21 protein-coding genes and 1 tRNA gene are annotated in these 21,418 nt (G+C 66.5%); 8 read left to right on the top strand and 14 right to left on the bottom strand.

The window, feature by feature from the left end:
- Positions 1-46: 46 nt before the first annotated feature.
- From ABE464_RS16260 to ABE464_RS16220, 9 genes are all read right to left on the bottom strand, one after another.
- Positions 47-1,399 (bottom strand): aminodeoxychorismate synthase component I, encoded by a 1,353-nt coding sequence (locus tag ABE464_RS16260; RefSeq protein ID WP_346472774.1) that lies wholly within the window; start codon positions 1,397-1,399, stop codon positions 47-49.
- A gap of 95 nt (positions 1,400-1,494) precedes the next feature.
- Positions 1,495-2,757 (bottom strand): beta-ketoacyl-ACP synthase II, encoded by a 1,263-nt coding sequence (fabF, locus tag ABE464_RS16255; protein ID WP_176990978.1) that lies wholly within the window; start codon positions 2,755-2,757, stop codon positions 1,495-1,497.
- 136 nt (positions 2,758-2,893) lie between these two features.
- Positions 2,894-3,133 (bottom strand): acyl carrier protein, encoded by a 240-nt coding sequence (acpP, locus tag ABE464_RS16250; RefSeq protein ID WP_017357544.1) that lies wholly within the window; start codon positions 3,131-3,133, stop codon positions 2,894-2,896.
- A gap of 153 nt (positions 3,134-3,286) precedes the next feature.
- Positions 3,287-4,030: a 3-oxoacyl-ACP reductase FabG gene (fabG, locus tag ABE464_RS16245; RefSeq protein ID WP_070426748.1), complete on the bottom strand. Its 744-nt coding sequence runs from the start codon at positions 4,028-4,030 to the stop codon at positions 3,287-3,289.
- 74 nt (positions 4,031-4,104) lie between these two features.
- Positions 4,105-5,049 (bottom strand): ACP S-malonyltransferase, encoded by a 945-nt coding sequence (fabD, locus tag ABE464_RS16240; protein ID WP_346472773.1) that lies wholly within the window; start codon positions 5,047-5,049, stop codon positions 4,105-4,107.
- A gap of 88 nt (positions 5,050-5,137) precedes the next feature.
- Positions 5,138-5,920, bottom strand: coding sequence for a serine/threonine protein phosphatase (locus tag ABE464_RS16235; RefSeq protein ID WP_346472772.1), 783 nt, complete (start codon positions 5,918-5,920; stop codon positions 5,138-5,140).
- A gap of 75 nt (positions 5,921-5,995) precedes the next feature.
- Complete coding sequence (locus ABE464_RS16230; protein WP_346472771.1) at positions 5,996-6,973, bottom strand: beta-ketoacyl-ACP synthase III; 978 nt, start codon at positions 6,971-6,973, stop codon at positions 5,996-5,998.
- Positions 6,974-7,061: 88 nt separating this feature from the next.
- Positions 7,062-7,259 carry a 50S ribosomal protein L32 gene (gene rpmF, locus ABE464_RS16225; protein ID WP_017357626.1) on the bottom strand — a complete coding sequence of 66 codons (198 nt, stop codon included), beginning with the start codon at positions 7,257-7,259 and terminating at the stop codon, positions 7,062-7,064.
- Positions 7,260-7,367: 108 nt separating this feature from the next.
- Positions 7,368-7,877, bottom strand: coding sequence for a YceD family protein (locus ABE464_RS16220; RefSeq protein WP_121043054.1), 510 nt, complete (start codon positions 7,875-7,877; stop codon positions 7,368-7,370).
- Between the two features lie 114 nt (positions 7,878-7,991).
- Here ABE464_RS16220 and ABE464_RS16215 point away from each other — a divergent pair, with 114 nt between their 5' ends.
- On the top strand, positions 7,992-8,564 hold the full coding sequence (locus tag ABE464_RS16215) for a Maf family nucleotide pyrophosphatase (protein WP_346472770.1): 573 nt from the start codon (positions 7,992-7,994) through the stop codon (positions 8,562-8,564).
- Between the two features lie 3 nt (positions 8,565-8,567).
- On the opposite strand, the gene ABE464_RS16210 is transcribed toward ABE464_RS16215, so the two are convergent.
- Positions 8,568-10,409: a glycosyltransferase family 39 protein gene (locus ABE464_RS16210; protein WP_346472769.1), complete on the bottom strand. Its 1,842-nt coding sequence runs from the start codon at positions 10,407-10,409 to the stop codon at positions 8,568-8,570.
- A gap of 40 nt (positions 10,410-10,449) precedes the next feature.
- On the opposite strand from ABE464_RS16210, the gene ABE464_RS16205 reads away from it, so the two are divergent.
- The 4 genes from ABE464_RS16205 to ABE464_RS16190 are packed head-to-tail and all read left to right on the top strand — an operon-like array spanning position 10,450 to position 14,827.
- A complete protein-coding gene (locus ABE464_RS16205; protein WP_346468493.1) occupies positions 10,450-11,403 on the top strand; it encodes a MoxR family ATPase in 954 nt (317 codons plus the stop codon).
- 1 nt (position 11,404) lies between these two features.
- Entirely contained in the window at positions 11,405-12,361 is a 957-nt protein-coding gene (locus tag ABE464_RS16200; RefSeq protein ID WP_346472768.1) for a DUF58 domain-containing protein, read from the top strand.
- Positions 12,354-14,306 carry a DUF3488 and transglutaminase-like domain-containing protein gene (locus tag ABE464_RS16195; RefSeq protein ID WP_346472767.1) on the top strand — a complete coding sequence of 651 codons (1,953 nt, stop codon included), beginning with the start codon at positions 12,354-12,356 and terminating at the stop codon, positions 14,304-14,306. The genes ABE464_RS16200 and ABE464_RS16195 overlap by 8 nt, the downstream gene beginning before the upstream one ends.
- Complete coding sequence (locus ABE464_RS16190) at positions 14,303-14,827, top strand: Slp family lipoprotein (protein WP_019185338.1); 525 nt, start codon at positions 14,303-14,305, stop codon at positions 14,825-14,827. The genes ABE464_RS16195 and ABE464_RS16190 overlap by 4 nt, the downstream gene beginning before the upstream one ends.
- 56 nt (positions 14,828-14,883) lie before the next feature.
- On the opposite strand, the gene ABE464_RS16185 is transcribed toward ABE464_RS16190, so the two are convergent.
- From ABE464_RS16185 to dnaX, 4 genes are all read right to left on the bottom strand, one after another.
- Positions 14,884-15,243 carry a histidine triad nucleotide-binding protein gene (locus ABE464_RS16185; protein ID WP_346472766.1) on the bottom strand — a complete coding sequence of 120 codons (360 nt, stop codon included), beginning with the start codon at positions 15,241-15,243 and terminating at the stop codon, positions 14,884-14,886.
- A gap of 81 nt (positions 15,244-15,324) precedes the next feature.
- Positions 15,325-15,924: a recombination mediator RecR gene (gene recR, locus ABE464_RS16180; protein WP_346472765.1), complete on the bottom strand. Its 600-nt coding sequence runs from the start codon at positions 15,922-15,924 to the stop codon at positions 15,325-15,327.
- A gap of 99 nt (positions 15,925-16,023) precedes the next feature.
- Positions 16,024-16,344, bottom strand: coding sequence for a YbaB/EbfC family nucleoid-associated protein (locus ABE464_RS16175; RefSeq protein ID WP_019185335.1), 321 nt, complete (start codon positions 16,342-16,344; stop codon positions 16,024-16,026).
- A gap of 6 nt (positions 16,345-16,350) precedes the next feature.
- Positions 16,351-18,375 (bottom strand): DNA polymerase III subunit gamma/tau, encoded by a 2,025-nt coding sequence (gene dnaX, locus ABE464_RS16170; RefSeq protein WP_346472764.1) that lies wholly within the window; start codon positions 18,373-18,375, stop codon positions 16,351-16,353.
- A 136-nt stretch (positions 18,376-18,511) separates the two neighbouring features.
- Between dnaX and ABE464_RS16165 the strand changes: the two genes are divergently transcribed.
- From ABE464_RS16165 to ABE464_RS16155, 3 genes are all read left to right on the top strand, one after another.
- Positions 18,512-18,604: transfer RNA gene (locus tag ABE464_RS16165), tRNA-Ser, on the top strand.
- 87 nt (positions 18,605-18,691) lie between these two features.
- Positions 18,692-20,227, top strand: coding sequence for a site-specific integrase (locus ABE464_RS16160; protein ID WP_346472763.1), 1,536 nt, complete (start codon positions 18,692-18,694; stop codon positions 20,225-20,227).
- Positions 20,224-20,994 (top strand): NYN domain-containing protein, encoded by a 771-nt coding sequence (locus tag ABE464_RS16155; RefSeq protein ID WP_346472762.1) that lies wholly within the window; start codon positions 20,224-20,226, stop codon positions 20,992-20,994. Before ABE464_RS16160 ends, ABE464_RS16155 begins: the two co-directional genes overlap by 4 nt.
- Positions 20,995-21,418: the final 424 nt, after the last annotated feature.

Here is a 21,418-nt window from a genome sequence, read left to right as displayed (position 1 = left end):
TTCGCCGCGCAGCATACCGCGCGGGTGCTGCACACCGCCAAACGGCTCAGGCATCACTGCCCAGCGCACGCAGCAGGCCCCGGGCCTTGGCGCGGGTTTCGTCCAGTTCCTTGTCGGCCACCGAATCGACCACGATCCCCGCGCCGGTGCGGAAGCTGGCGGTGTCACCGGCCACTTCGGCGGTGCGGATCAGGATGTTCAGGTCCAGATCGCCATCGCGGTTCAGCCAGCCGAATGCGCCGGTGTAGGCGCCGCGGGCGGTCTGCTCCAGCTCGGCGATGATCTGCATGCAGCGCACTTTGGGGCAGCCGGTGATGGTGCCCCCGGGGAAAGTCGCGGCGATCACCTGGCCGGGGCTGACCTCCTCACGCAGGCGGCCACGCACGTTGCTGACGATGTGGTGCACGTGGGCATAGCTCTCCACGGTCATCAGCTCATCCACCTCCACGCTGCCCGGCGCGCAGATGCGGCCGAGGTCGTTGCGCTCCAGATCGATCAGCATCACGTGTTCGGCGCGCTCCTTGGGATGGCCGACCAGTTCCTGGATGCGCGCGGCATCGTCATCCCCGGCGAAGCGCGGGCGGGTGCCCGCGATGGGGCGGGTCTGCACGTCATCGCCATGCACCGAGACCAGGCGCTCGGGCGAGGAGCTGACCACCGCCCTGCCCTGCGCCATGAACAGCCCGGCGAACGGGGCGGGGTTGGCCACGCGCAGCTGCGCGTACAGCGCCTGCGGCGAGAGCGCCTCGGCGAACTGCGCGTTCCAGCGGCGCGAGAGGTTCACCTGGAACACGTCGCCCGCGCGCAGGTAATCGATCACCTTGCCGACGCCCTCGGTGAAGCGCTGTGGCGCGTCCTCACCGATCGCGACCGGTGGCTGCCACGTCGGCAGCGGCGCCAGCGTGGCGGCAGCGAGGTCATCCTGCAGCGTCTGCAGCAGCGCCGCCTGGCCGGTCTCGCACACGGCATGGAACTGGCCCAGCACGCGGTCGTGCAGCACCGCCGCCGGGCAGCGCAGCGCCAGCGCGGACGGCAGCCCATCGGCGCGCGCAGGCAAGGCCAGCACGTCTTCGATCTGGCCGGCCAGTTCGTAATCCAGCATCAATGCCCAGCCACCGCGGAACGGGAGCGTGGTCTCTTCGCGCGGCAGGCGCAGGGCGGCCCAGTACGCATCCAGCACGTCAAGGAAGCGGCCGTCATGCGCAACGCCATCCGCATCTCGCACCACGCCGTCGGCGTGCAGTGCGAGGGATTCCCCATTGCCCATCAGCAGCAGATCCCAGCGGCCCTGCGCGGTGCCCGAGGCGGTGGACTCCATCAGCAGCGGGTAGCGCTGCGGGGCCAGGCGCTGCAGGGCCAGCAGATCGGTGGTGGCGGTCAGCGGAAGCGTCTGGAACATGGCAGGACACCGGAAGGGCGCGCAGCGTGCGCGGGGGCCAGATACACCAAGGCCGCCATGATGGCGGCCCGGGTGGGGATACACGGAACGTGCGGTCAGACGCGCTTGAACACCAGCGTGCCGTTGGTGCCGCCGAAGCCGAAGCCGTTGGACATCACCACATCCACCTTGGCTTCGCGTGCGGTGTTGGGCACGTAATCCAGGTCGCAACCCTCGCCCGCTTCGTGCAGGTTGATGGTCGGCGGAATGATGTTGTCGCGCAGCGCCAGCACCGAGAAGATCGCTTCCACGCCGCCGGCCGCGCCGAGCAGGTGGCCGGTCATCGACTTGGTGGAGCTGACCATCATCTTGTAGGCGTGGTCGCCGAAGGCGGTCTTCATGGCCATGGTTTCGCCCAGGTCGCCCAGCGGCGTGGAGGTGCCGTGCGCGTTGAGGTAACCGACCTGGTCCGGGGTCACGCCGGCGTCCTTCAACGCCATGGTCATGCAGCGCGCCGCGCCTTCGCCGTTCTCGCTCGGGGCGGTCATGTGGTACGCGTCCGAGCTGGCGCCGAAACCGGCAAGCTCGGCATAGATGCGTGCGCCGCGCGCCTTGGCGTGTTCGTACTCTTCCAGGATCAGGATGCCGGCACCGTCGCCGAGCACGAAGCCGTCGCGTTCCTTGTCCCACGGGCGCGAGGCTTCCGCCGGCGCATCGTTGCGGGTGCTCATCGCCTTCATCGCGCAGAAGCCGCCCAGAGCGGTCGGCGAAGAACCACGCTCGGCACCACCAACCACCATCACGTCCGCATCGCCGTACTGGATCATGCGCATCGCGGTGCCGATCGAGTGGTTCGAGGTAGCGCAGGCAGAGACCGCCGAGAACGACGGACCCTTCAGGCCGGTGATGATGCTCAGCTGGCCCGGGAGCATGTTGATGATGGTCTTGGGCACGTAGAAGGGCGAGATCTTCTTGCCCTCGTGGAAATCGATGGTCTGCTCTTCGATGCCCAGCAGGCCGCCGATACCCGCGCCGACGATGGCGCCGATGCGTTCGGCATTGCCGTCGGTGATCTCCAGGCCCGAATCGTTCAAGGCCATGAAGGCGGCACCGAGGCCGTAATGAATGAACGGGTCCATCTTCTTGGCATCCTTGCCAGTGACCCGGAATTTGCCGAACTGTTCGTTGTCGGCGGTGATGTCGAAGTCCCTGACCTCACCTGCGATCTTGGTGGTGAAACGGTCCAGGTAGGACTGCGAAACGTTGGTCAGCGGACCGATGCCGGAACGGCCTTCGGTGATGCCCTTCCAACTGCTGGCCATATCATTGCCCAATGGCGAGACCATGCCCATGCCGGTAACGACGACGCGACGCTTCATTGCAGATTCTCCTGACCCGGGTGTTGCGGGTATCACGCGGTGTAACGCTCAAAAGCACAGGGCCGCAAGCGCGGCCCCATGGGTTTGCCGCACGCGGTCGCAGCAACTGCCACGGCCGCGCGCGAGCCGCCTGACATCAAGCCTTGACGTGGGCGTTGATGTAGTCGATCGCAGCCTGCACGGTGCTGATCTTTTCGGCTTCTTCGTCCGGGATTTCGCACTCGAACTCTTCTTCCAGCGCCATCACCAGTTCAACGGTGTCCAGCGAGTCAGCGCCCAGGTCATCGACGAACGATGCGCTGTTGGTGACTTCCTCTTCCTTGACGCCAAGCTGTTCGACGACGATTTTCTTGACGCGTTCTTCGATGGTGCTCATTGGATATCGCTCCAGATGGAGTAGTGGTTCAAAAATGACGCCATCCGGTGAGGGATGACCGTGGGATAGTGTAGTGGAAACCAGCGACACCTTGCATCGCAGCAAAACATCAAACGGATCAACCACTTGCGGCGCAATCCATGCGCCACATGCTTACGGCATGTACATGCCGCCGTTCACATGGAGGGTTTCGCCGGTGATGTAGCTGGCCGAAGGACCGGCCAGGAACGCCACCGCGTTGGCGATATCGGACGGCTCGCCGAGCCGCTCCAGGGCGATCGACTTGACCAGGCCGGTGCGCTGCTCTTCGGGCAGGGCCTTGGTCATGTCGGTATCGATGAAGCCCGGCGCGACCACGTTGACGGTGATCCCGCGCGAGCCGATTTCCTTGGCCAGCGACTTGGAGAAGGCAATGATGCCGGCCTTGGCCGCGGCGTAATTGGCCTGGCCGGCATTGCCGGTCACGCCGATCACCGAGGCGATGTTGATGATGCGGCCCTTGCGCGCCTTCATCATGCCGCGCATGACGGCCTTGGAGGTGCGGAACACGCTGGTCAGGTTGGTGTCCAGGATCGCCTGCCAGTCTTCTTCCTTCATCCGCAACAACAGGTTGTCGCGGGTGATGCCGGCGTTGTTGACCAGGATGCTGATGGCGCCGAATTCCTTGGCGATCCCATCAAGCACGGCCTCCAGCGCAGCGGCGTCGGTGACGTTCAGCGCGCGGCCGTGGCCACCCACGGCGGCCAGACGCTCGCCGATGGCGGCGGCACCGGCGTCGGTGGTGGCGGTGCCGATGACGGTCGCGCCCTGCGCGGCCAGTGCGTCGGCGATCGCGGCACCGATACCCCGGCTGGCGCCGGTGACCAGTGCGATTTCACCCTGAAGGGGCTTGCTCATCTCAGTTCCTCAAACGGGACCGGTCCGGCCAGTCTGGCGCGAAGCCATTCCAGCACGGGCGCGATCGGAAGACATCAGGCGGCCCAGGTCTCGCGGGCCGTCTCGAAATCGGCGGGCGTGGACAGTGTGCGCGCGTCCAGCGATTTGTCGATGCGCTTGATCAATCCGCTCAGCACCTTGCCCGGGCCGCATTCGGCCACGCGGGTGACGCCACGGGCGGCCAGCGCCTGCACGCAGCCGGTCCACTGCACGGGCAGGTACAGCTGCTGCACCAGCGCCTGGCGGATGGCATCCACGCCGTCATGCACGCGGGCATCCACGTTCTGCACCACCGGCAGGGCCGGGGCGCACCAGTCCAGGCCGGCCATGGTTTCGGCCAGGCGGTTGGCGGCTTCGCGCATCAGCGGGGTGTGCGAGGGCACGCTGACGGCCAGCTTGACCGCCTTGCGGACGCCCTTCTCGGCGAGCAGCGCCAACGCGCGATCCACGGCAGCCGCGTCGCCACCGATGACGATCTGGCCGGGCGAGTTGTAGTTGGCGGGCACGACGACCTGGCTCCCGGCAGCCTGCTCGCAGACCTCCACGACCAGCGCGTCTTCGGCGCCGAGAACGGCGGCCATGGCACCGACGCCGGTCGGGGCGGCTTCCTGCATCAGCTGGCCGCGCAGACGCACCAGATGGGCGCCGTCACGCAGGGTCAGCGCGCCAGCGGCCACCAGGGCGGTGTATTCGCCGAGGCTGTGGCCGGCCAGGACGGCGGGCTGCACACCACCAGCGGCGTTCCAGGCGCGCCAGACGCCGATGCTGGCGGCCAGCAGGGCCGGCTGGGTGTATTCGGTGCGGTTGAGCATTTCCTCGGGACCGCCCTGCGACAGCGCCCACAGGTCGACACCGGCGCCATCGGAGGCTTCGGTGAAGGCCTCGCGGATCTGCGGGTGCAGCTCGGCCAGTTCGGCCAGCATGCCCAGCGACTGCGAGCCCTGGCCCGGGAACACGAATGCGAGATTGGTATCGGTCACGCGATCATCCGCCTGCAAAAATCGAACGGCGAATGATAAAGGGGAACGTCGCCCTTCGTCTGTACTGCCGCGTATGTGGGGCCTGTGCTCAGGTGAACAGCTGGAGGATGTCCAGGTCGCCATCGGTGAAGAAATCGAAGCAGATCGCGACGACCATCAGCACGCCCAGCGTGGTGGCGCCATGCACGATCAGGATCGAATGGGCCAGTGCGCGCGCGGAGCGGCCCATCTTCATGCTGGCGCGGGCCAGGCCCTGGAGGCGGCCGGTGACGTCATGGGCGTGCGCGATCACCGGGGCTTCCGCGCCGTCCATCGCCTCGGCCATGAGGGCCTGGAGCTGCTGCGGACGGTCTTCGTAGTACTTGGCCACGCCGTAACCGAACATCAGCCAGTCGCGGGCCTGCGCCTGAGCCAGATCCATGACTTCGAGGGGGTCTTCTTCGAAGTCGATGAAGCCGATGGCGTTGCCATCCCAGGTGAGATTGCGCGGGAGCGGCTGGCCGAAATAGGCGCCCTTCTGGTGCGCCTGGGCGATCGCGTTCATGGCGGCCGACACCAGGCGATCGCGGCCGGCATCGTCGGCTTCGCGCAGGCAGGTATTGAACGAGGAGCCGTTGTCGCCCAGCACAAGCGCGGCGTGACCGCTGCCGATCACACTGGGGACATTGACACCCTGGGCCTGCAGTTCGGACAGGCGGCGGGCTTCGGTTTCGCGGGCGGCGTCGCCACCCCGGTGCGGCGGTGGGCGCAGGGCGTCGAGCTGGAAGCGGCGGGCGATGAAGTTGAGCAGGCCGAGTGCGACCACCCGGCTTCCTTCGCCGTACTGCTTCAGCCAGGCGCGTTGGCCCTCGATGACGATGGGCTCAACCATGGCAGTTCTCCTGAAATGCATACGGCCCCGTAATGGGGCCGTAACGACAGCGTCACGTTGTCGTAACTGACACTATCAATAGCGCAGCAGAGCAGAACCCCACGTGAAGCCGCCGCCGAAGGCTTCCAGCAGCAGCAGCTGGCCGCGCTCGACGCGACCGGAGCGGACCGCGTGGTCCAGCGCCATCGGCACCGAGGCCGAGGAGGTGTTGCCGTGCTTGTCGACCGTCACCACCACCTGGTCCATGGACATCTCCAAGCGCTTGGCGGTGGCTTCGATGATGCGCAGGTTGGCCTGGTGCGGGATCAGCCAATCCAGGTCGTCCTTGGTCAGCGCGTTGGCTTCCAGGGTTTCATCGACGACCGAGTCCAGCGCCTTGACGGCGTACTTGAACACGTCGTTGCCCTTCATCAGGATCGCGCCGCGGGCCGCATCGCCCTCGCCGAAGCCGGCCGAGACGCCCACCGGGTTCCACAGCAGCTCTTTCTTGCTGCCGTCCGAATGCAGGTGGGTGCTGAGGATGCCGGTTTCTTCGTCGGCCTTGAGCACGACGGCGCCCGCGCCATCGCCGAACAGCACGCAGGTGGTGCGCTCGGTCCAGTCGACGATACGGGTCAGCGTTTCCGCACCGATGACCAGCACGTAGCGTGCATCACCGGAACGAATGAATTTGTCGGCCACGCTCAACGCGAACACGAAGCCCGAACAGGCCGCGTTGACGTCGAAGGCGGGGCAGCCGCTCGCACCGAGCTTGGCCTGGATCAGGCACGCGGTGGACGGGAAAATCAGGTCAGGCGTGGTGGTACCCACCACGATCATGTCGAGCTGCGAAGCGTCGATACCGGCCGCTTCAAGCGCACGTACCGCGGCGTGGTAGCCGAGGTCGCTGGTGGTCTCGTTCTCGGCCGCAATGTGCCGTTCACGGATACCAGTGCGCGATTGAATCCACTCATCGCTGGTGTCGACCATTTTCTCCAGATCCTGGTTGGTCAACACTTTTTCGGGCAAATAACTACCAGTGCCCGCGATCCTCGAGTAGATCCGCTTGCTCATTGCATGTCCTGTAGCACGATCACCAAACGTGGTGACCGGGAAGAATGGGGTAAAGGCCGCCGCCCGACCGGGCAGCGGCCTTCACAAATCAATCTTCTTCGACGGCCGAGTTCGACTTGGTCGTGATCACCTTCTTGCCGCGGTAGAAACCGTCAGCGGTGATGTGGTGACGCAGATGCACTTCACCGGTGGTCGGATCGGTGGACAGCTGCTTGGCGCTCAGGGCGTCATGCGCACGGCGCATACCGCGGCGGGACGGGGTGACACGGGATTTCTGCACAGCCATGGGATTGCTCCAAACTCGGTTCGTTTTGCTTCGTCGTATCGTCGCGCAGGACGCCAGCGCCCAGCACAGTTTTCGCTTTCGCCGCAGCCGCCGACGACAATCCGGCTGCTATTGTTTTTTCAGTGCCGCCAACGCCGCGAACGGATTGGCCTTGCTGATTTCTTCTTCGGTCGGTGCCCAGTCCTTGTCCACGGCCTCACCATCGGGAGACAGCGGCACGACGGGCACGGCCAGGACGAGTTCGTCCTCGACCAGTTCCAGCGGTCGCAGCATGCCGTCTTCCGGCACCAGCCACGGCTCCCAGCCTTCCGGCAACGAGGACTCTTCCTCTTCGCTGCGGATCAGACCGAGCCGCTGCACCATCGAAACCGGCAACAGGAAACGCTGCAGGCTGCGCTGACAGATCAGCGGCAGCGCGGTGTCGATGGACAGTTCAACATAGGATACCTGCAGGATGTCGTCGTGCGCGAATTCCAGTGCATAGGTGCACGTTCCTTCGGTATCGGCGACAAGGCCCTGGAGGCGGGTCAATTCCGCTAGATCCACCTGGCCGTCGAAGCACCTGCGTGCTGCGACCATCCGCCAAGCATCCAGCATTTCGGGCACGTTTGCGGACATAAGCCGCTGAATGTTAAGGATCGTCCGGGCCGCTGTCAAATACCTGCGCAGTCAGGTTGCCGATTCCCGCCCGAAGGGCCCAGACTGCCGGCCTTCCGTGCCCGGTATTGTCGCATGACCCCACTGCTGCTTGCCTCCACCTCGCGCTACCGCCGTGAACTGCTGGAACGGCTCGGCCTGCCCCTGGCCACCGCCCGCCCCGAGGTGGATGAGACGCCTGCCCCCGGCGAGGCCCCGCGGGCCGTGGCTGTGCGGCTGGCGCGGGCCAAGGCCGAGGCCGTCGCCCGCCTGCACCCGGGCCAGTGGGTGATCGGCTCGGACCAGGTGGCGGAGCTGAATGGGGCCCCGCTGGGCAAGCCGGGCACGATCGAAGGCGCCCATGCGCAGCTGGCGGCGATGTCCGGGCAGGTGGTGGACTTCCACACGGCGGTGAGCCTGGTGCGCGACGGCGAGGTGCTGGCGACCTGCGATCTGACCCGCGTCCATTTCCGCGTGCTGGGACCAGCAGAGATCGAACGCTACGTGGCCGCCGAGCAGCCATTGGACTGCGCCGGCAGCTTCAAATGCGAAGGGCTGGGCATCACGCTGTTCGATGCGATCGAGAACCGCGACCCGACCGCGCTGATCGGGCTGCCGTTGATCGCGGTGAGCCAGCTGCTGCGGCAGGCCGGCTACACCCTGCCCTGAGCCTCAGCGCGCGGGAACGACGAAGGCCTGTTCCTGCCACTGCTCCACGCTGCCGTCCTTGCCGTGCAGCGTCATCCCGAGCCAATGGCGCCCCGGGGCCAGGTGGCGGGTATCCAGCGTGGCATCGAAGGCGACGTTGGGGTGCTGGGGATCGGTGGAGATTTTCCACGCACGGGTGATATCGAAGGCACGCCCGTAGGCCGCGTCACCCACCGGCTTGCCATCGATCAGCAGCTCGACCCGCTCGATGCCCACGCCGTCCTTGAAGGCCCAGCCATGCACATCGAGGGTGTCCCCCACGGTCGCCCCGGACTGCGGCGCATCCAACCACGCCATCGCCGGCGTCACGCACGGCCCATCGACACGTTCGGCCGGCAGCCTGAACAACAGGAAGCGCTGGTAGCCATGATCGTTGCTGACCACACGTGGCGGCGGCAGCGGCCCGACCTGCTCGCAGATCGCGTGATAGCGCGCCAGCAGATCGCGATAGCGTTGATCGCTGGGCGCAAGCACCAGCAGCATCGGCGCATCGCGTTTGCCATCGTGCAGCAGATGCCACAGACCCAGCTGTGCACTGCGGCCATGTTTGTCATTCAAGGGATGGGGCAGCACCTCGATCGACGCGTCACCCAGCTGGAAGCCCAGCTCCGCGCCCACCTTGAAATTGCCGGCGAGCACGCGTGTGCCGGGCGGCAGGGTCTTCAGTTCGTCGCGGACGGCGCGGGCCAACGGCTGCCAGCCCGCAAAGTTGCGCGGGTAGTACTTGTAGCCGGCCAGCTGCTCGCGCGCCATCGGCGTGGAGGCCATCAGGTAGTACCCGAAGGCCAGTGCCAGACCGGTACCGGCCAACCACCAGCCGGTGCGGCGCAGCCAGCGCGGCCACCCGTTGAGCACGACCGGCACCGCGATCAGCAGTGCGAGATACCCGGGCAGCGGCCAGTGGAAACTGATGCGCTCCACGTCGGTGAAGAAGCCCAGCGCGAAGATCGACAGGGTCGACACGGCACCGATCAGGCCGAAGTAGCGCCACTGCGCACGCGCACCGCCACCGGAGCGGGTGCCGGCCAGCGCCACTTTCCACATCGCGATGCACAGGATCGGGGTGACCAGCATCGGCTGGATCACCAGGAACCACAGCCCGCTCCATTCGAACGCCCACGGATGGCGCTCGACCACCTGGAATTTCAGCCCCGCATCATGGTTGTCGGCATTCCACGACAACAGCGGCAACCATGCCACCACGCCCACGGCCAAGGCGACCCACACGCGCGGATCGCGCAGCATGCGCCGGCCCTGCGGCAACACCAGCAGTGCGATGAAGCCGACCACGATGACGCCGATGAAGCGGTAATGGCTGAGCGCGCCGATCGACAGGCCGGCCGCCAGCTTCACCGCCGCCGCCGCATCGACATTGCGCAGCAGGCGCGCACCGGCATCCAGGCAGAGCACCGCCGCCAGTGCCATCGGTACATCCGGCACGGCCAGCATGCCCAACGTGGCCGACAGCGGCATCAACAAGGTCAGGCTGCCGGCCTGCCAACCGGCCACCGCGCCGAACCAGCGCGTGGCGATGCGCGACACCAGCCAAGGCAGCCAGGCACCGATCGCCAGGAACGGCAGGCGCAACCCAAGCACATGGTTGCCACCGATCTCCACGCCCAGGCGTGCCAGCCAGGCCGTCAGCCCGGGCAGATCGGAATAGGCGGCCGCCAGGTGCTGGCCTTCCTGCCAGTAGAACGCTTCGTCCACGAACAAGGGCAGACGAGCGGCCACCACCAATTTGACGGCGGTGACCAGCGTCCACAACAACAGGAATATGGTGCGTGCGCGTTGTTCGCCCTGCATTGCTCTATAGAATCAGTGGAATCATCGAATCGAGACGGACATGGATCATTCGCCCCCCGTGCCAGCCATGCTAACCGATGTACTGCGTCAGTCCCTTCGCGCCGCCCAGGACCAGGTCAACGGGTTGGTGCTGGGCAAGGCGCAGGAAGTGCGGCTGGCCTTCGTGGCGCTGCTCTCCGGCGGCCACCTGCTGATCGAAGATCTGCCCGGCCTGGGCAAGACCACCCTCGCCCACGCCATGGCCTCCAGCCTGGGGCTGGGCTTCCAGCGCGTGCAGTTCACCTCCGATCTGCTGCCGGCCGATGTGCTCGGCGTCTCGGTCTACGATGCCGGCAGCCGCCAGTTCCAGTTCCATCCCGGCCCGGTCTTCACCCATGTGCTGCTGGCCGATGAGATCAACCGCGCGCCACCGCGCACGCAGAGTGCGCTGCTGGAAGCGATGGCCGAACAGCAGGTCACCCTCGATGGCGTGACCCATCCGCTGCCCGATCCGTTCTTCGTCATCGCCACCCAGAACCCGGTGGATCTCTCCGGCACGTTCCCGCTGCCGGACTCGCAGCTGGACCGCTTCCTGCTGCGGCTGGCGCTGGGTTACCCCAATCCGGAATCCGAACGCGAGCTGCTGCGCGGCACTGATCGTCGCCACCTGATCGCACAGGCCACCGCGCGGTTGAGCGAGGTGGAGGTACGCACGCTGCGCCAGGCCGTCGGCCAGGTGCATGCCAGCGAAGCCTTGATCACTTACGTGCAGGCACTGCTGGCCCGCAGCCGCCAGCATGCCGGCGTGCGCGTCGGCCTCTCACCACGCGCCGGGCTGGCCCTGCTGCGCGCGGCGAAGGCGCATGCCCTGCTGCTGGGTCGCGCGCATGTGGTGCCCGAAGACGTGCAGACCCTGTTCGTCGCGGTGGCCGGACATCGCCTGGTGCCGGAGGCCGAAGCCTCCAACGGCCCGGCACTGGCGCGCGCCATCCTCCAGACCGTGCAGGTCGACTGAGATGCGCCGCGGCTGGGGAGCCCGCTGGCAGCAACTGCAACACCTGGCGCGACCACGCCACCCCGAGCACCTGCCGCGCCGGTTCGATCGGCGCCGCATCTATGTGCTGCCCACGCGCTTTGGCTTGTTCATCGCAGTGCTGCTGTCGGCGATGCTGCTGGGCGCACTGAACTACAACAACAACCCGGCCCTGTTGCTGGCGCTGCTGCTGGCCACGGTGAGCATCGCCAGCGCGATCAGCGCGCACCTGCAGCTTTCCGCGCTGCAGGTGGACGCGGTGTCCGCCGAGCCGGTGATCGCCGGTGCACCCCTGCGCCTGCGCATCAGCCTCTCGCGCAACGACACCCGCGCCCGTCGTGGGCTGCAGGTGGAACACGGTGGCGTGGCGGCGTTCGGCCACCTGGTGGACACCGATCAGATCGAAGTGGATCTGGACCTGCCCACGCACCAGCGCGGCTGGTTCGATCTGGAGCGCATTCGCGTCGCCACCACACAACCACTCGGGCTGGTGCGCGCATGGTCATGGGTGTGGCCGGAAACGCCGTTGCTGGTCTATGCCGCACCCGAACCCCACGCACCGGCACTGCCGGAAAGTGGCGGCGACCCGCTGCACACGCGCGTGCATGCCAGTGGCGATGAGCTGCATCAGCTGCGTCCGTATCGCGCCGGTGATCCCACCCGCAGCATCGCGTGGAAGCACTCCGCGCGGCGCGACACGCTGCTGGTGCGCGAGTATGAGAAACCGGTCGGCGTGGAGATCGTGCTGGACTGGCGCCAGCTGACACCGTTGCCGACCGAAGCACGCATCGCGCGGCTGGCGCACTGGGTGGATCTGGCCGAACGCGAGGGTCGCCGGTACACGCTGACCCTGCCCGGGCAACCCGTGCTCGGCCCCGGAAATGGCAGCGCCCACCACCATCTCTGCCAGCGCGCCCTGGCGCTGATGCCGCATGACTGACGCCCCCGTTTCCCCGCTGGGCACCGGTGCCCGCTACTGGACCCTGGCCAGTGCCGCGCTGTGCCTGGTCCCGTTGCTGCTGCAGCTGCCCTTCCTGCTGGCCACGATCTTCGCCGGCGTGGCGGTGCTGACCGCCCTTGCCTCACGGCAGCGCCTGTTGCCGGGTGTACTGCGCCTGCTGCTGGTGATGATCATGCTGGCCGCCATCTATTGGCAGATGGGACCGCGCCCGGGCCGCGACACCGGCTGCGCGCTGCTCGCGGCGATGCTGGCACTGAAGTCCAGCGAACTGCGCAGCCTGCGCGATGCACGCAGTCTGGTCGGCTTTGCCCTGTTCGCGCCGTTCGCCGCCTTCCTGCTCGACCAGGGGCCGACGACGATGGTGCTGGCGGTCATCGCTGGCCTGGTCGCACTGCTCGCCCTGCAACGGCTGGCGCACTTGGAAGGCCAGGCCCTACCGGCACCGCTCAAGCGCCACCTGCGCGGGATCGGTCGCCTGGTGCTGCTCGGATTGCCATTGGCGTTGGCCGGCTTCTGGCTGTTCCCGCGGTTGAGCGAACCGCTATGGGGCATTCCGGACCGCGCGGTCGGCAAGCCGGGGCTGTCGGACACCATGGAACCGGGCCAATGGCTGGATCTGATGGCCGATGACACCCCGGCGCTGCGCGTCCAGTTCTTCGGCGCGATTCCGGAGCCCCAGCAGCGCTACTGGCGCGGGCCGGTGCTGACCCATTTCGATGGCCATCGCTGGGAACAGGACAAGCGCCAACTCGAGCGCCCGCCGGCCGCCGTCACCCACGCCAGTACGCAGTGGGAGTACCAGATCGACTACGAACCCACCGACCGCCGCCAGCTGGTCGCGCTGGACCTGCCGTTGCAGGCACCGCCCGGCAGCGATCTGGATGCCAACCACAGCCTGCGCAGCCGCACGCCCTTGAACGCGATGACCCGATGGCGCCTGCAATCGGCCCCGGCGCTGACCTATACCGATGCACTGACGCCCTACGAACGGCGCCTGGCCCTGCAGCTGCCGGAGGGATTGAATCCGCGTACCACTGTGCTGGCGCGCCAGTGGCGACAGGAGGCGGGCAACAACGATGCCGCGATCGTGCAGCGCGCACTCGCGTGGGTACGCGAACGTTTCGTCTACACCCTGGACACGCCCGAGCCCGGACGCGACGGCGTGGACGAATTCCTGTTCGATCAGCAGGCCGGCTTCTGCCAGCACTTCAGCTCGTCGTTCGTGGTGCTGATGCGCAACGCCGGCATCCCGGCGCGGGTCGTGACCGGCTTTGCCGGCGGCATCCGCAACCCGTATGGCGATTACTGGGTACTGCGCCGGATGGATGCCCACGCCTGGGCCGAGGTCTGGCTGCCCGGGCGCGGCTGGGTGCGGGTCGACCCGACGGCGGCCGTCGCCCCCGAACGCGTCTACGACACCCTCGAAGACCGGCTGGCGGCAGGCGATGGCGGTGCCACGCTCACCAGCCGATGGCTGCAGATCGGGCAGATGGGCGACTGGCTGCGCCGGGGCTGGAACGACCTGATCCTGTCCTTCGATGCCAACCGCCAGCAGCAGCTTCTTAAACCGTTTGGTTTCGAGCGGCTGGATCCGAGCCAACTGGTGGGAATTTTCATCGTCTTCGCGCTGGCCGCGCTAGGGTGGATGGCATGGCTGCTGGCCCGGGGCGAACGCGAGCGCGACCCGCTGCTGCGGGCCTGGCACCGGCTGGGACGCCGGTATGCCCGCTATGGTTTGTCCCGTGCTGGCGCCGAACCCGCCGGCGCATGGGCCCGCCGGGTACACCAGCACCGCCCCGACCCGGCGTTGTTGTCGCTCAGCGAGCGTTTCGTCCAGGCGCGCTACGCTGGCGCTGACGTCGACCTCACTTCATTATTGCGCGACCTGCGCAGGCATCGCCCGACCTCCGGAGCATCCCCATGAAGATTCAAATCCTGCTTCCCCTTGCTGCCTCCCTGGCACTGGCTGCCTGCGCCACCGCGCCCAAGCCGCTGCAGGGGCAGTTCAGTATGGTCAGCCCGCGCGACGCGGTTCCCACCCAGCAGGTGGGCACGCCGGTGCGTTGGGGTGGTCGCATCATCGAAACCAATCCGGGCCAGGGCCAGACCTGCTTCCAGATGATCTCGCGCCCGCTCAACGGCAGTGGCCGCCCGAGCACCACCTCGGCCGACGCCAGTGACGGCCGCTTCATTGCCTGCCGCGCCGGCTTCTATGATCCGGCGGTGTTCGAGCCGGGCCGCGACGTGACCTTCATCGGCAAGATCGGCGGTTACGAGAACACCCGGATCGGCGAGTACGACTATCGCCTGCCGAAGCTGGACGCCGACGTGATCTACCTGTGGCCGGAACAGCGCCAGGTGGATGTGGTGCCCGCCTACCCGTACGGCCCGTGGGGCCCGGGCTGGGGTCCGGGTTGGGGCTACCGCGGCTGGGGCTGGTGGTAACACGCTGACGCAGAAACGCCGCCCTCGGGCGGCGTTTTTGTTTGCGCGCGGCCGGCTCAGCCGTTTGCCGTGCCGAAGTGGCCCAGCGGGGCACCGGCCAGCAGGTGCAGATGGATGTGGAACACGGTCTGCCCGGCGTGCTCGCGGCAGTTCATGACGATGCGGTAACCGTCCTGTGCGAAGCCTTCGCGGCGCGCGTACTCCGCGGCGGCCATTGCCAGCTTGCCGATCAGGTGCGCCTGGTCCGGGCGCACGTCATCCAGGGTCGGGATCGCCTCGTGCTTGGGAATGAACAACACGTGCACCGGCGCCTGCGGCGCGATGTCCTTGAAGCCGAGCACGTCCTCGTCCTCATAGACGATGGTGGCGGGAATTTCGCGGCGGATGATCTTGCCGAACAGGGTGTCGTGACTCATGAGGGCACCTCGTGGAACAGGGCCTTGGAGAGTAGCGCGGATGCGCACCCGGTTTCGATCATTGCCGCGCGTTGCGCGAGGTCACTCCTGCACTTCAGTACGCGTACCGAAGGCGTGCGACAGCGTGCCGCGATCCACGTATTCCAGCTCGCCCCCCAGCGGCAGGCCTTGCGCCAGGCGGCTCGGCCGTACCTTGTGGCCGCGTGCCATCTGCGCCAGGTAATGCGCGGTCGCTTCGCCTTCCACGGTGGCGCTGGTGGCGATGATCAACTCGTTGACCTCGCCCTGCTTCAGGCGCGCTTCCAGCTGATCCAGGCCCAGCTCGCGCGGGCCGATGCCGTCCAGCGGCGACAGCCGCCCCTGCAGCACGAAGTACACCCCGCGGTAGCCGGTGGCCGTTTCGATTGCCAGACGATCCGCGGGTGATTCCACCGCACACAGCTGCTGGCGCTCGCGGCTGCCGTTGGCGCAGACCGCACAGATCTCTGTCTCGCTGAAGTCCCGGCACTGCGCGCAATGCCCGATCCGCTCGATCGCCTTGGCCAGCACCTCGGCCAGCTTCTGGCCGCCGTCGCGCTCGCGCTCGAGCACGTGGTACGCCATGCGCTGGGCGGTCTTCTGGCCCACGCCCGGCAACACGCGGAAGGCCTCGATCAATTGTTCGAGCAGGGGCAGGCTCATGGCGGATCGCTCATCTCAGAAACAAGCGCGCGAAGCCCGGAGGCTTCGCGGCGCGGTCACCACGGTCGCGCCAGGCACGGGCCCGGCGCAGGCGGTGGGTCAGAACGGCAGCTTCATGCCCGGGGGCAGCTGCATGCCGGCGGTCGCCGAACCCATGCGGTTCTTCGACTCGGCGTCGATCTTGTTGGAGGCATCATTGAACGCAGCGGCCACCAGATCTTCGGTCATTTCCGCATCGGACAGCACCGACGGATCGATGCGCACCTTGCGGCATTCCTTGGTGCCGGTCAGGGTCACGCTGACCATGCCGCCGCCGGCGCTGCCGGTGACTTCCAGCTTGGCGAGGTCTTCCTGGGCCTTCTGCAGGTTTTCCTGCATCTTCTGGGCCTGCTGCATCAGTTGGGCGATATTGCCACGCATGGGTCTTTACTCTTCAAATGGACGAATGGAATCGGCGACGACCCGGGCACCGTGTTGCTGGACCAGCAACTGCACCGAGGGATCGGCCATGAAAGCGGCTTCCGCCGCCGTTTGGCGTTCGCCACGCTGACGGTCAGCGCGCTGGTGCAGGGTCTCGGCACCGGCTGCACCGGTATCGATCACCAGCCGCGGGGCCTGCCCCAAGGGGCCGGTCAACGCCGCGATCAGCGCCGCCTGCGAGCGGTCCGAACTCAGATACTCAAATCCGGGCGAAATCGCCAGTTTCAAGACGCCGTGCTGGTAACTGATGAACGCCGAGTGCGCAGCCAGCTGCTTGGACGGGCCATTGAGCTGGCTGCCGGCCACCAGTTCCAGCCAGGCATCGGCGGTCAGGTGGCCTGTCTCGCCTGCGGGCGCAGCGTCCGCTTCCGATGGTGCGATGGCGATGCCCTGCGGGCGGCCCACCGGATCGGGCGCTTGCGGGGCAGGTGCGGGGGCAGCAGGTGCCACGACACGCTCGGGCGGCGCTTCCCACGGCGCGACCATGGCCGCATCCGGGGTGGCCATTTCGGCCGCCAGCGCTTCGTCGCGATCGGCCGCATCGCTCTCGTGGTGCCACGGCGGCAGATCGTCGTCGGCGGCGGGCGCCGCGACGCTCGGCTTGGCCGGTTTGACCGGCTCGGCGGCGGCCGGGGACGGGGCCGGGGCGGATGGTTTCGGTGCCGGGGGTGCGGGCTCAGGCGCTGCGGAGACCGGAGCAACCACGGGTGCCACCGGGGCCGGCTGCGCGACGGGGGCGCTGGCCTTGGCCGGCGCTACGGCCGAAGCAGCCGCTGCGGTCGCTGCCGCAGCGGCCATGCCGGTGCCTTGGCCGGTGCCTTGGCCGCTGGCCTGGCCACCACTGTTCACGTCGGTCCCGGTGCCCGGATCGCGGGGCACGGGCGGTACGGCGGCGGCAGGACGGAACGCCAGCATGCGCAACACGGCCATCTCGAACCCGGCGCGCGGGCTCGGGGCCAGGTGCAGGTCACGACGCCCCCCCAGGGCCATCTGGTACCAGAGCTGCACCACTTCCGGGCGCAGGCGCTGGGCGAAGGCCTCGGCATCGATCCCCTCGCCCGCCGTCGCGGCCCCCGGCACCAGCTGCTGCACCTGGATCCGGTGCAGGGCTTCGGCCAGGGCATCAAGCACCCCGCTCCAGTCCGGCGAGAACTCGGCCAGCAGCGCCACCGTCTGCAGCAGGCGCGGACCATCACCATCGGCCAGCGCATCCAGCATCGCGGCGACCTGCGTGCGGTCGACCGTGCCGAGCATCGCGCGCACCACATCCTCGCGCAGCGCGCCGCCGGCATAGGCGATCGCCTGATCCAGCAGCGACAGGCCGTCACGCAGGCTGCCATCGGCGGCCTTGGCCAGCTGGACGATCGCGGTCGGGTCGGACTCGATCTCCTCGGCGGCCAGGATCTTCGTCATCTGGCCCTGGATCTGATCCTCGTCCAACCGCTTCAGGTTGAACTGCAGGCAGCGCGAGAGCACCGTCACCGGCAGCTTCTGCGGATCGGTGGTGGCCAGCAGGAACTTCACGTGCTCCGGCGGCTCTTCTAGCGTCTTGAGCAGCGCATTGAACGCCGCCTTGGACAGCATGTGCACTTCGTCGATCAGATAGACCTTGTACTTGCCCCGGGAGGGCATGTACTGGGCGTTCTCGATCACCTCGCGGACATCATCCACACCGGTATTGGACGCGGCATCGATCTCGAGCAGATCGATGTAGCGACCGGAGTCGATATCCAGACAGGCCGGGCACTGACCGCACGGATCGGCACTGGTGCCCTGCTCACAGTTCAGCGACTTGGCGAAAATACGGGCAATGGTGGTCTTGCCGACCCCGCGGGTGCCGGTAAACAGGAACGCATGGTGCACCCGGCCGCTGTCCAGCGCATTGCTGAGCGCACGGACCACGTGTTCCTGGCCCACCAGCTCGGCAAAACGCTTCGGACGCCACTTGCGGGCAAGGACGAGATAGGACATCAGGCCACCGTCTTCATCGGGACGACCATTGTGCCACGCCTGTCCAGCCCCCCTGCCCCTTGTGACGAACCGCTTGTGCGATTCCAATTCCCCCGCTAGAATCTGCGCCCCTGCAGCGGGTTATCGCAGCAGGTCCGGAGAGGTGTCCGAGCGGTTGAAGGAGCACGCCTGGAAAGTGTGTAAGCGTCTAAACCGCGCTTCGGGGGTTCGAATCCCCCTCTCTCCGCCAGATTACGCAAACCCCTGTTTACGCAGGGGTTTTTGCTTTTTCTGGATTGACTGCTGGTGCTGATGCAAGCCGGGACACATCTCCCCTATGCGCATCCCCCATCATCTAGTTCGAGCCCGCTCTGGGCTCTGGTCGTTCCGGCAACGGGTTCCCACCGACCTTCAGGCCCTCATCGGCCGACGCATCGTCAAACGCACCCTGCGCACCTGCGAAATGGCCGTGGCTCAACTGCGCGCCCTGACGCTGGCCGCACGCTATGCTCAAGCCTTCAGCGTGTTGAGGGAGCAACGCATGGGAAATCAGGACGAAGACATCGAGACGCTGCTCGAGCGCCTCACCAACGCAGACAACCTGCAGCAACTGACGCTAAACCGCACCCGCGCGGCGGACGGCACCATCACCGAGCATTGGCAGATCGACACGCCGGAAGACGTGAAGCTCTACCAGCAGATCATGGATCTCGCCGCCTCCCAGCCCAGCCCGCTGGCAGCCATGTTGCGCAAAGAGCTCCCGTCTCCTTTAGCTGCCCCGACCCGCACAGCCAAGCCGGCCATCGAGACCATCGCCTTGGGCAAGGCCAAGGACGCGTGGCTGGCCAGCATCAAGGGCAGCACCCTGCCCAAGACTTGGACCATCAAAAGGACAGCGGTCGAACTCCTGACCCGCTTCCTTGGCGAGAAAACCAAACTGCACGCGCTCACCCGGTCCGATCTAGCCCGGTGGTATCAGCACATGCGCGATGAAGGGGCATCGACCCCCACCCTGACCAACAAGCAAAGCTATGTGGGTGGCAAAGGCGGCTTTTTCGAATGGGCCATGGCCTCGGGCCACTACCCGAAGGGCGACAACCCGGCTTCTGGCCACGTGAGCTACTCGACTCGGGAAAAGCGGGCCCGACGCAAGTTCGGCTTCAAGGCTTACGACTCCCATCAAATCCAAGTCCTCTTTGCCCCGGCGGCGTTCGAGGCCCTGCCCTTGCCGGCCCGCTGGGCAGCGTTGATTGGCCTTTACACGGGTGCCCGGGCCTCCGAAGTCGGGCAGCTGATGACAAGCAACATTACTGAGGAAGGCGGCGTCCCCTGCATCCAGATTTCTGACGAGGGCGAGCACCAGCGGTTGAAGACCGATGTAAGCGTCCGCACCGTGCCCGTCCACCCCGACTTGGCGGCGCTTGGCTTCTTGGAATGGGTCGAGGGCATGCGGGCCGAGGGCCATACCCGTTTGTTCCCTGGAGCCAAGGCGGAGGCCAAGAACGGCCAGGGCAACTGGGTGTCCAAGGCCTTCAGCCGCTACTTGGCCGAGGTGGGCAAGAACTGGCCCACCGCTAAGCGCGGCTTCCACTCCTTGAGGAAAACCCTGATTCAAGAGCTCCAAGGCTTGGGTGTGGTCTCGGAGCTGCGGGCGCAGATCGTCGGCCACGAACTGGACGACGAGCACCACGCCACTTATAGCCGTGACTTCACCGTCAAAGAGAAGCTGGACGGACTGGGCGCTCACTCCCCTGGCCTTCGGACGTTGGGCTATAGGCTCAACCTGGAAACGCTGCGGCCCTTGGTGGATCCAGCACTGCTGCCCGAAGGCTGCCTTCCTACAAAGCGTCACAAGGCAAGGAGCAACGCGTGAGCATCCACCCCATCGAGAGTCGAGTGGCCGTCCTCTTGGATTGCGATAACGTTCCACCGGACGTTGTAGACCACGCCCTCCTGATGGCCGCCCAGTTCGGACGAGTGGTGCTCCGCCGTGGCTACGGCAATCACTCCACTCTGGCCAAGCGCTGGCAGGAGACCTTGGTCCGGCAGGCCTTTACTCCATGCCTCCAATACCAATACGCAGCAGGAAAAAACACCGCTGACATGGCATTGGCCTTGGATGCCTTAGAGGCAATGTTTGATCAGCGGGTCGACACGTTTTGCCTGGTGACGAGTGACTCAGACTTTGCCTACCTCTGTCGCAAGCTCCGAGAGCGCGGCGCAACGGTGTGCATCGTGGGAGAAGCCAAGACGCCAGAGGCGTTGCGCAACGCCTGCGACCAGTTCTTTGAATGGAAGCCTTGCGAGCAGAAGCCCGAGACGGAGGACCAGGCCCCAGCCTTGAAAGGACAGCCACAGGCAAAGACGGAACCCCTCAAACCCCTTCCGAAGCGCCGCCCCCGCTTCTTGATCGACGCCGTAGCACTCCTCGCCGACGGCAGCCCGGACGGAAAGATCATCGTCAGCGCACTGGGCAACTACCTGAAGCGAACAGATCCCTCGTTTTCGCCCAATGCTTATGGGCACTCGGGCCTGCTGAACATGGTCAAGACGTATGACCTGCTCTTAGCCTCCCAAGCTCCAAGAGGCCATTGGTTGGTGAAGCTGGCGCCGGAGCAAAGCGTGGCAGAACAGGACTGAAGCCCAAGGAAGGCCAACGCCTAAGGTGATAAATCCGAAGGAAGAAACTGTGACGCATTGCGTCATCAGGCGCTTGCGCATTCCCGTTTGGGTGCTTCGATGTGAAGACCCTTCACTAGATGATTTACCAATGCCCGCAAACGTCGAACTTCGCATCGCCAGCCAACTTCTTCAAGCCTTGCTTCCTCAAAGCGGCACACGGGATGCCGCTGAGCGAGAAGTGGATGCCCAACACGCCCTGGATGTCGCCAAAATACTGCTGCGCCGGTTCGCAGCCTCCCCTGGAAGCCAGACTCCTCAAGCCCTGACCTACTCTCCGTCCACCAATGGTGCTTCGCGAGCCGCACCGGTTGACCGGGACCAAGTCCCGCAAAGCTTCCCCTCTACTGACGCTTGGCGTGCGGCCCGTGGCCTGCCGCCAGTG

This window comes from Stenotrophomonas sp. TWI587 (genome assembly GCF_039674145.1).
GTDB classification, from domain to species: domain Bacteria; phylum Pseudomonadota; class Gammaproteobacteria; order Xanthomonadales; family Xanthomonadaceae; genus Stenotrophomonas; species Stenotrophomonas maltophilia_AY.
The sequence above is the reverse complement of the archived record's forward strand: the minus strand, read 5'-3'. Positions and strand labels throughout refer to the sequence as shown.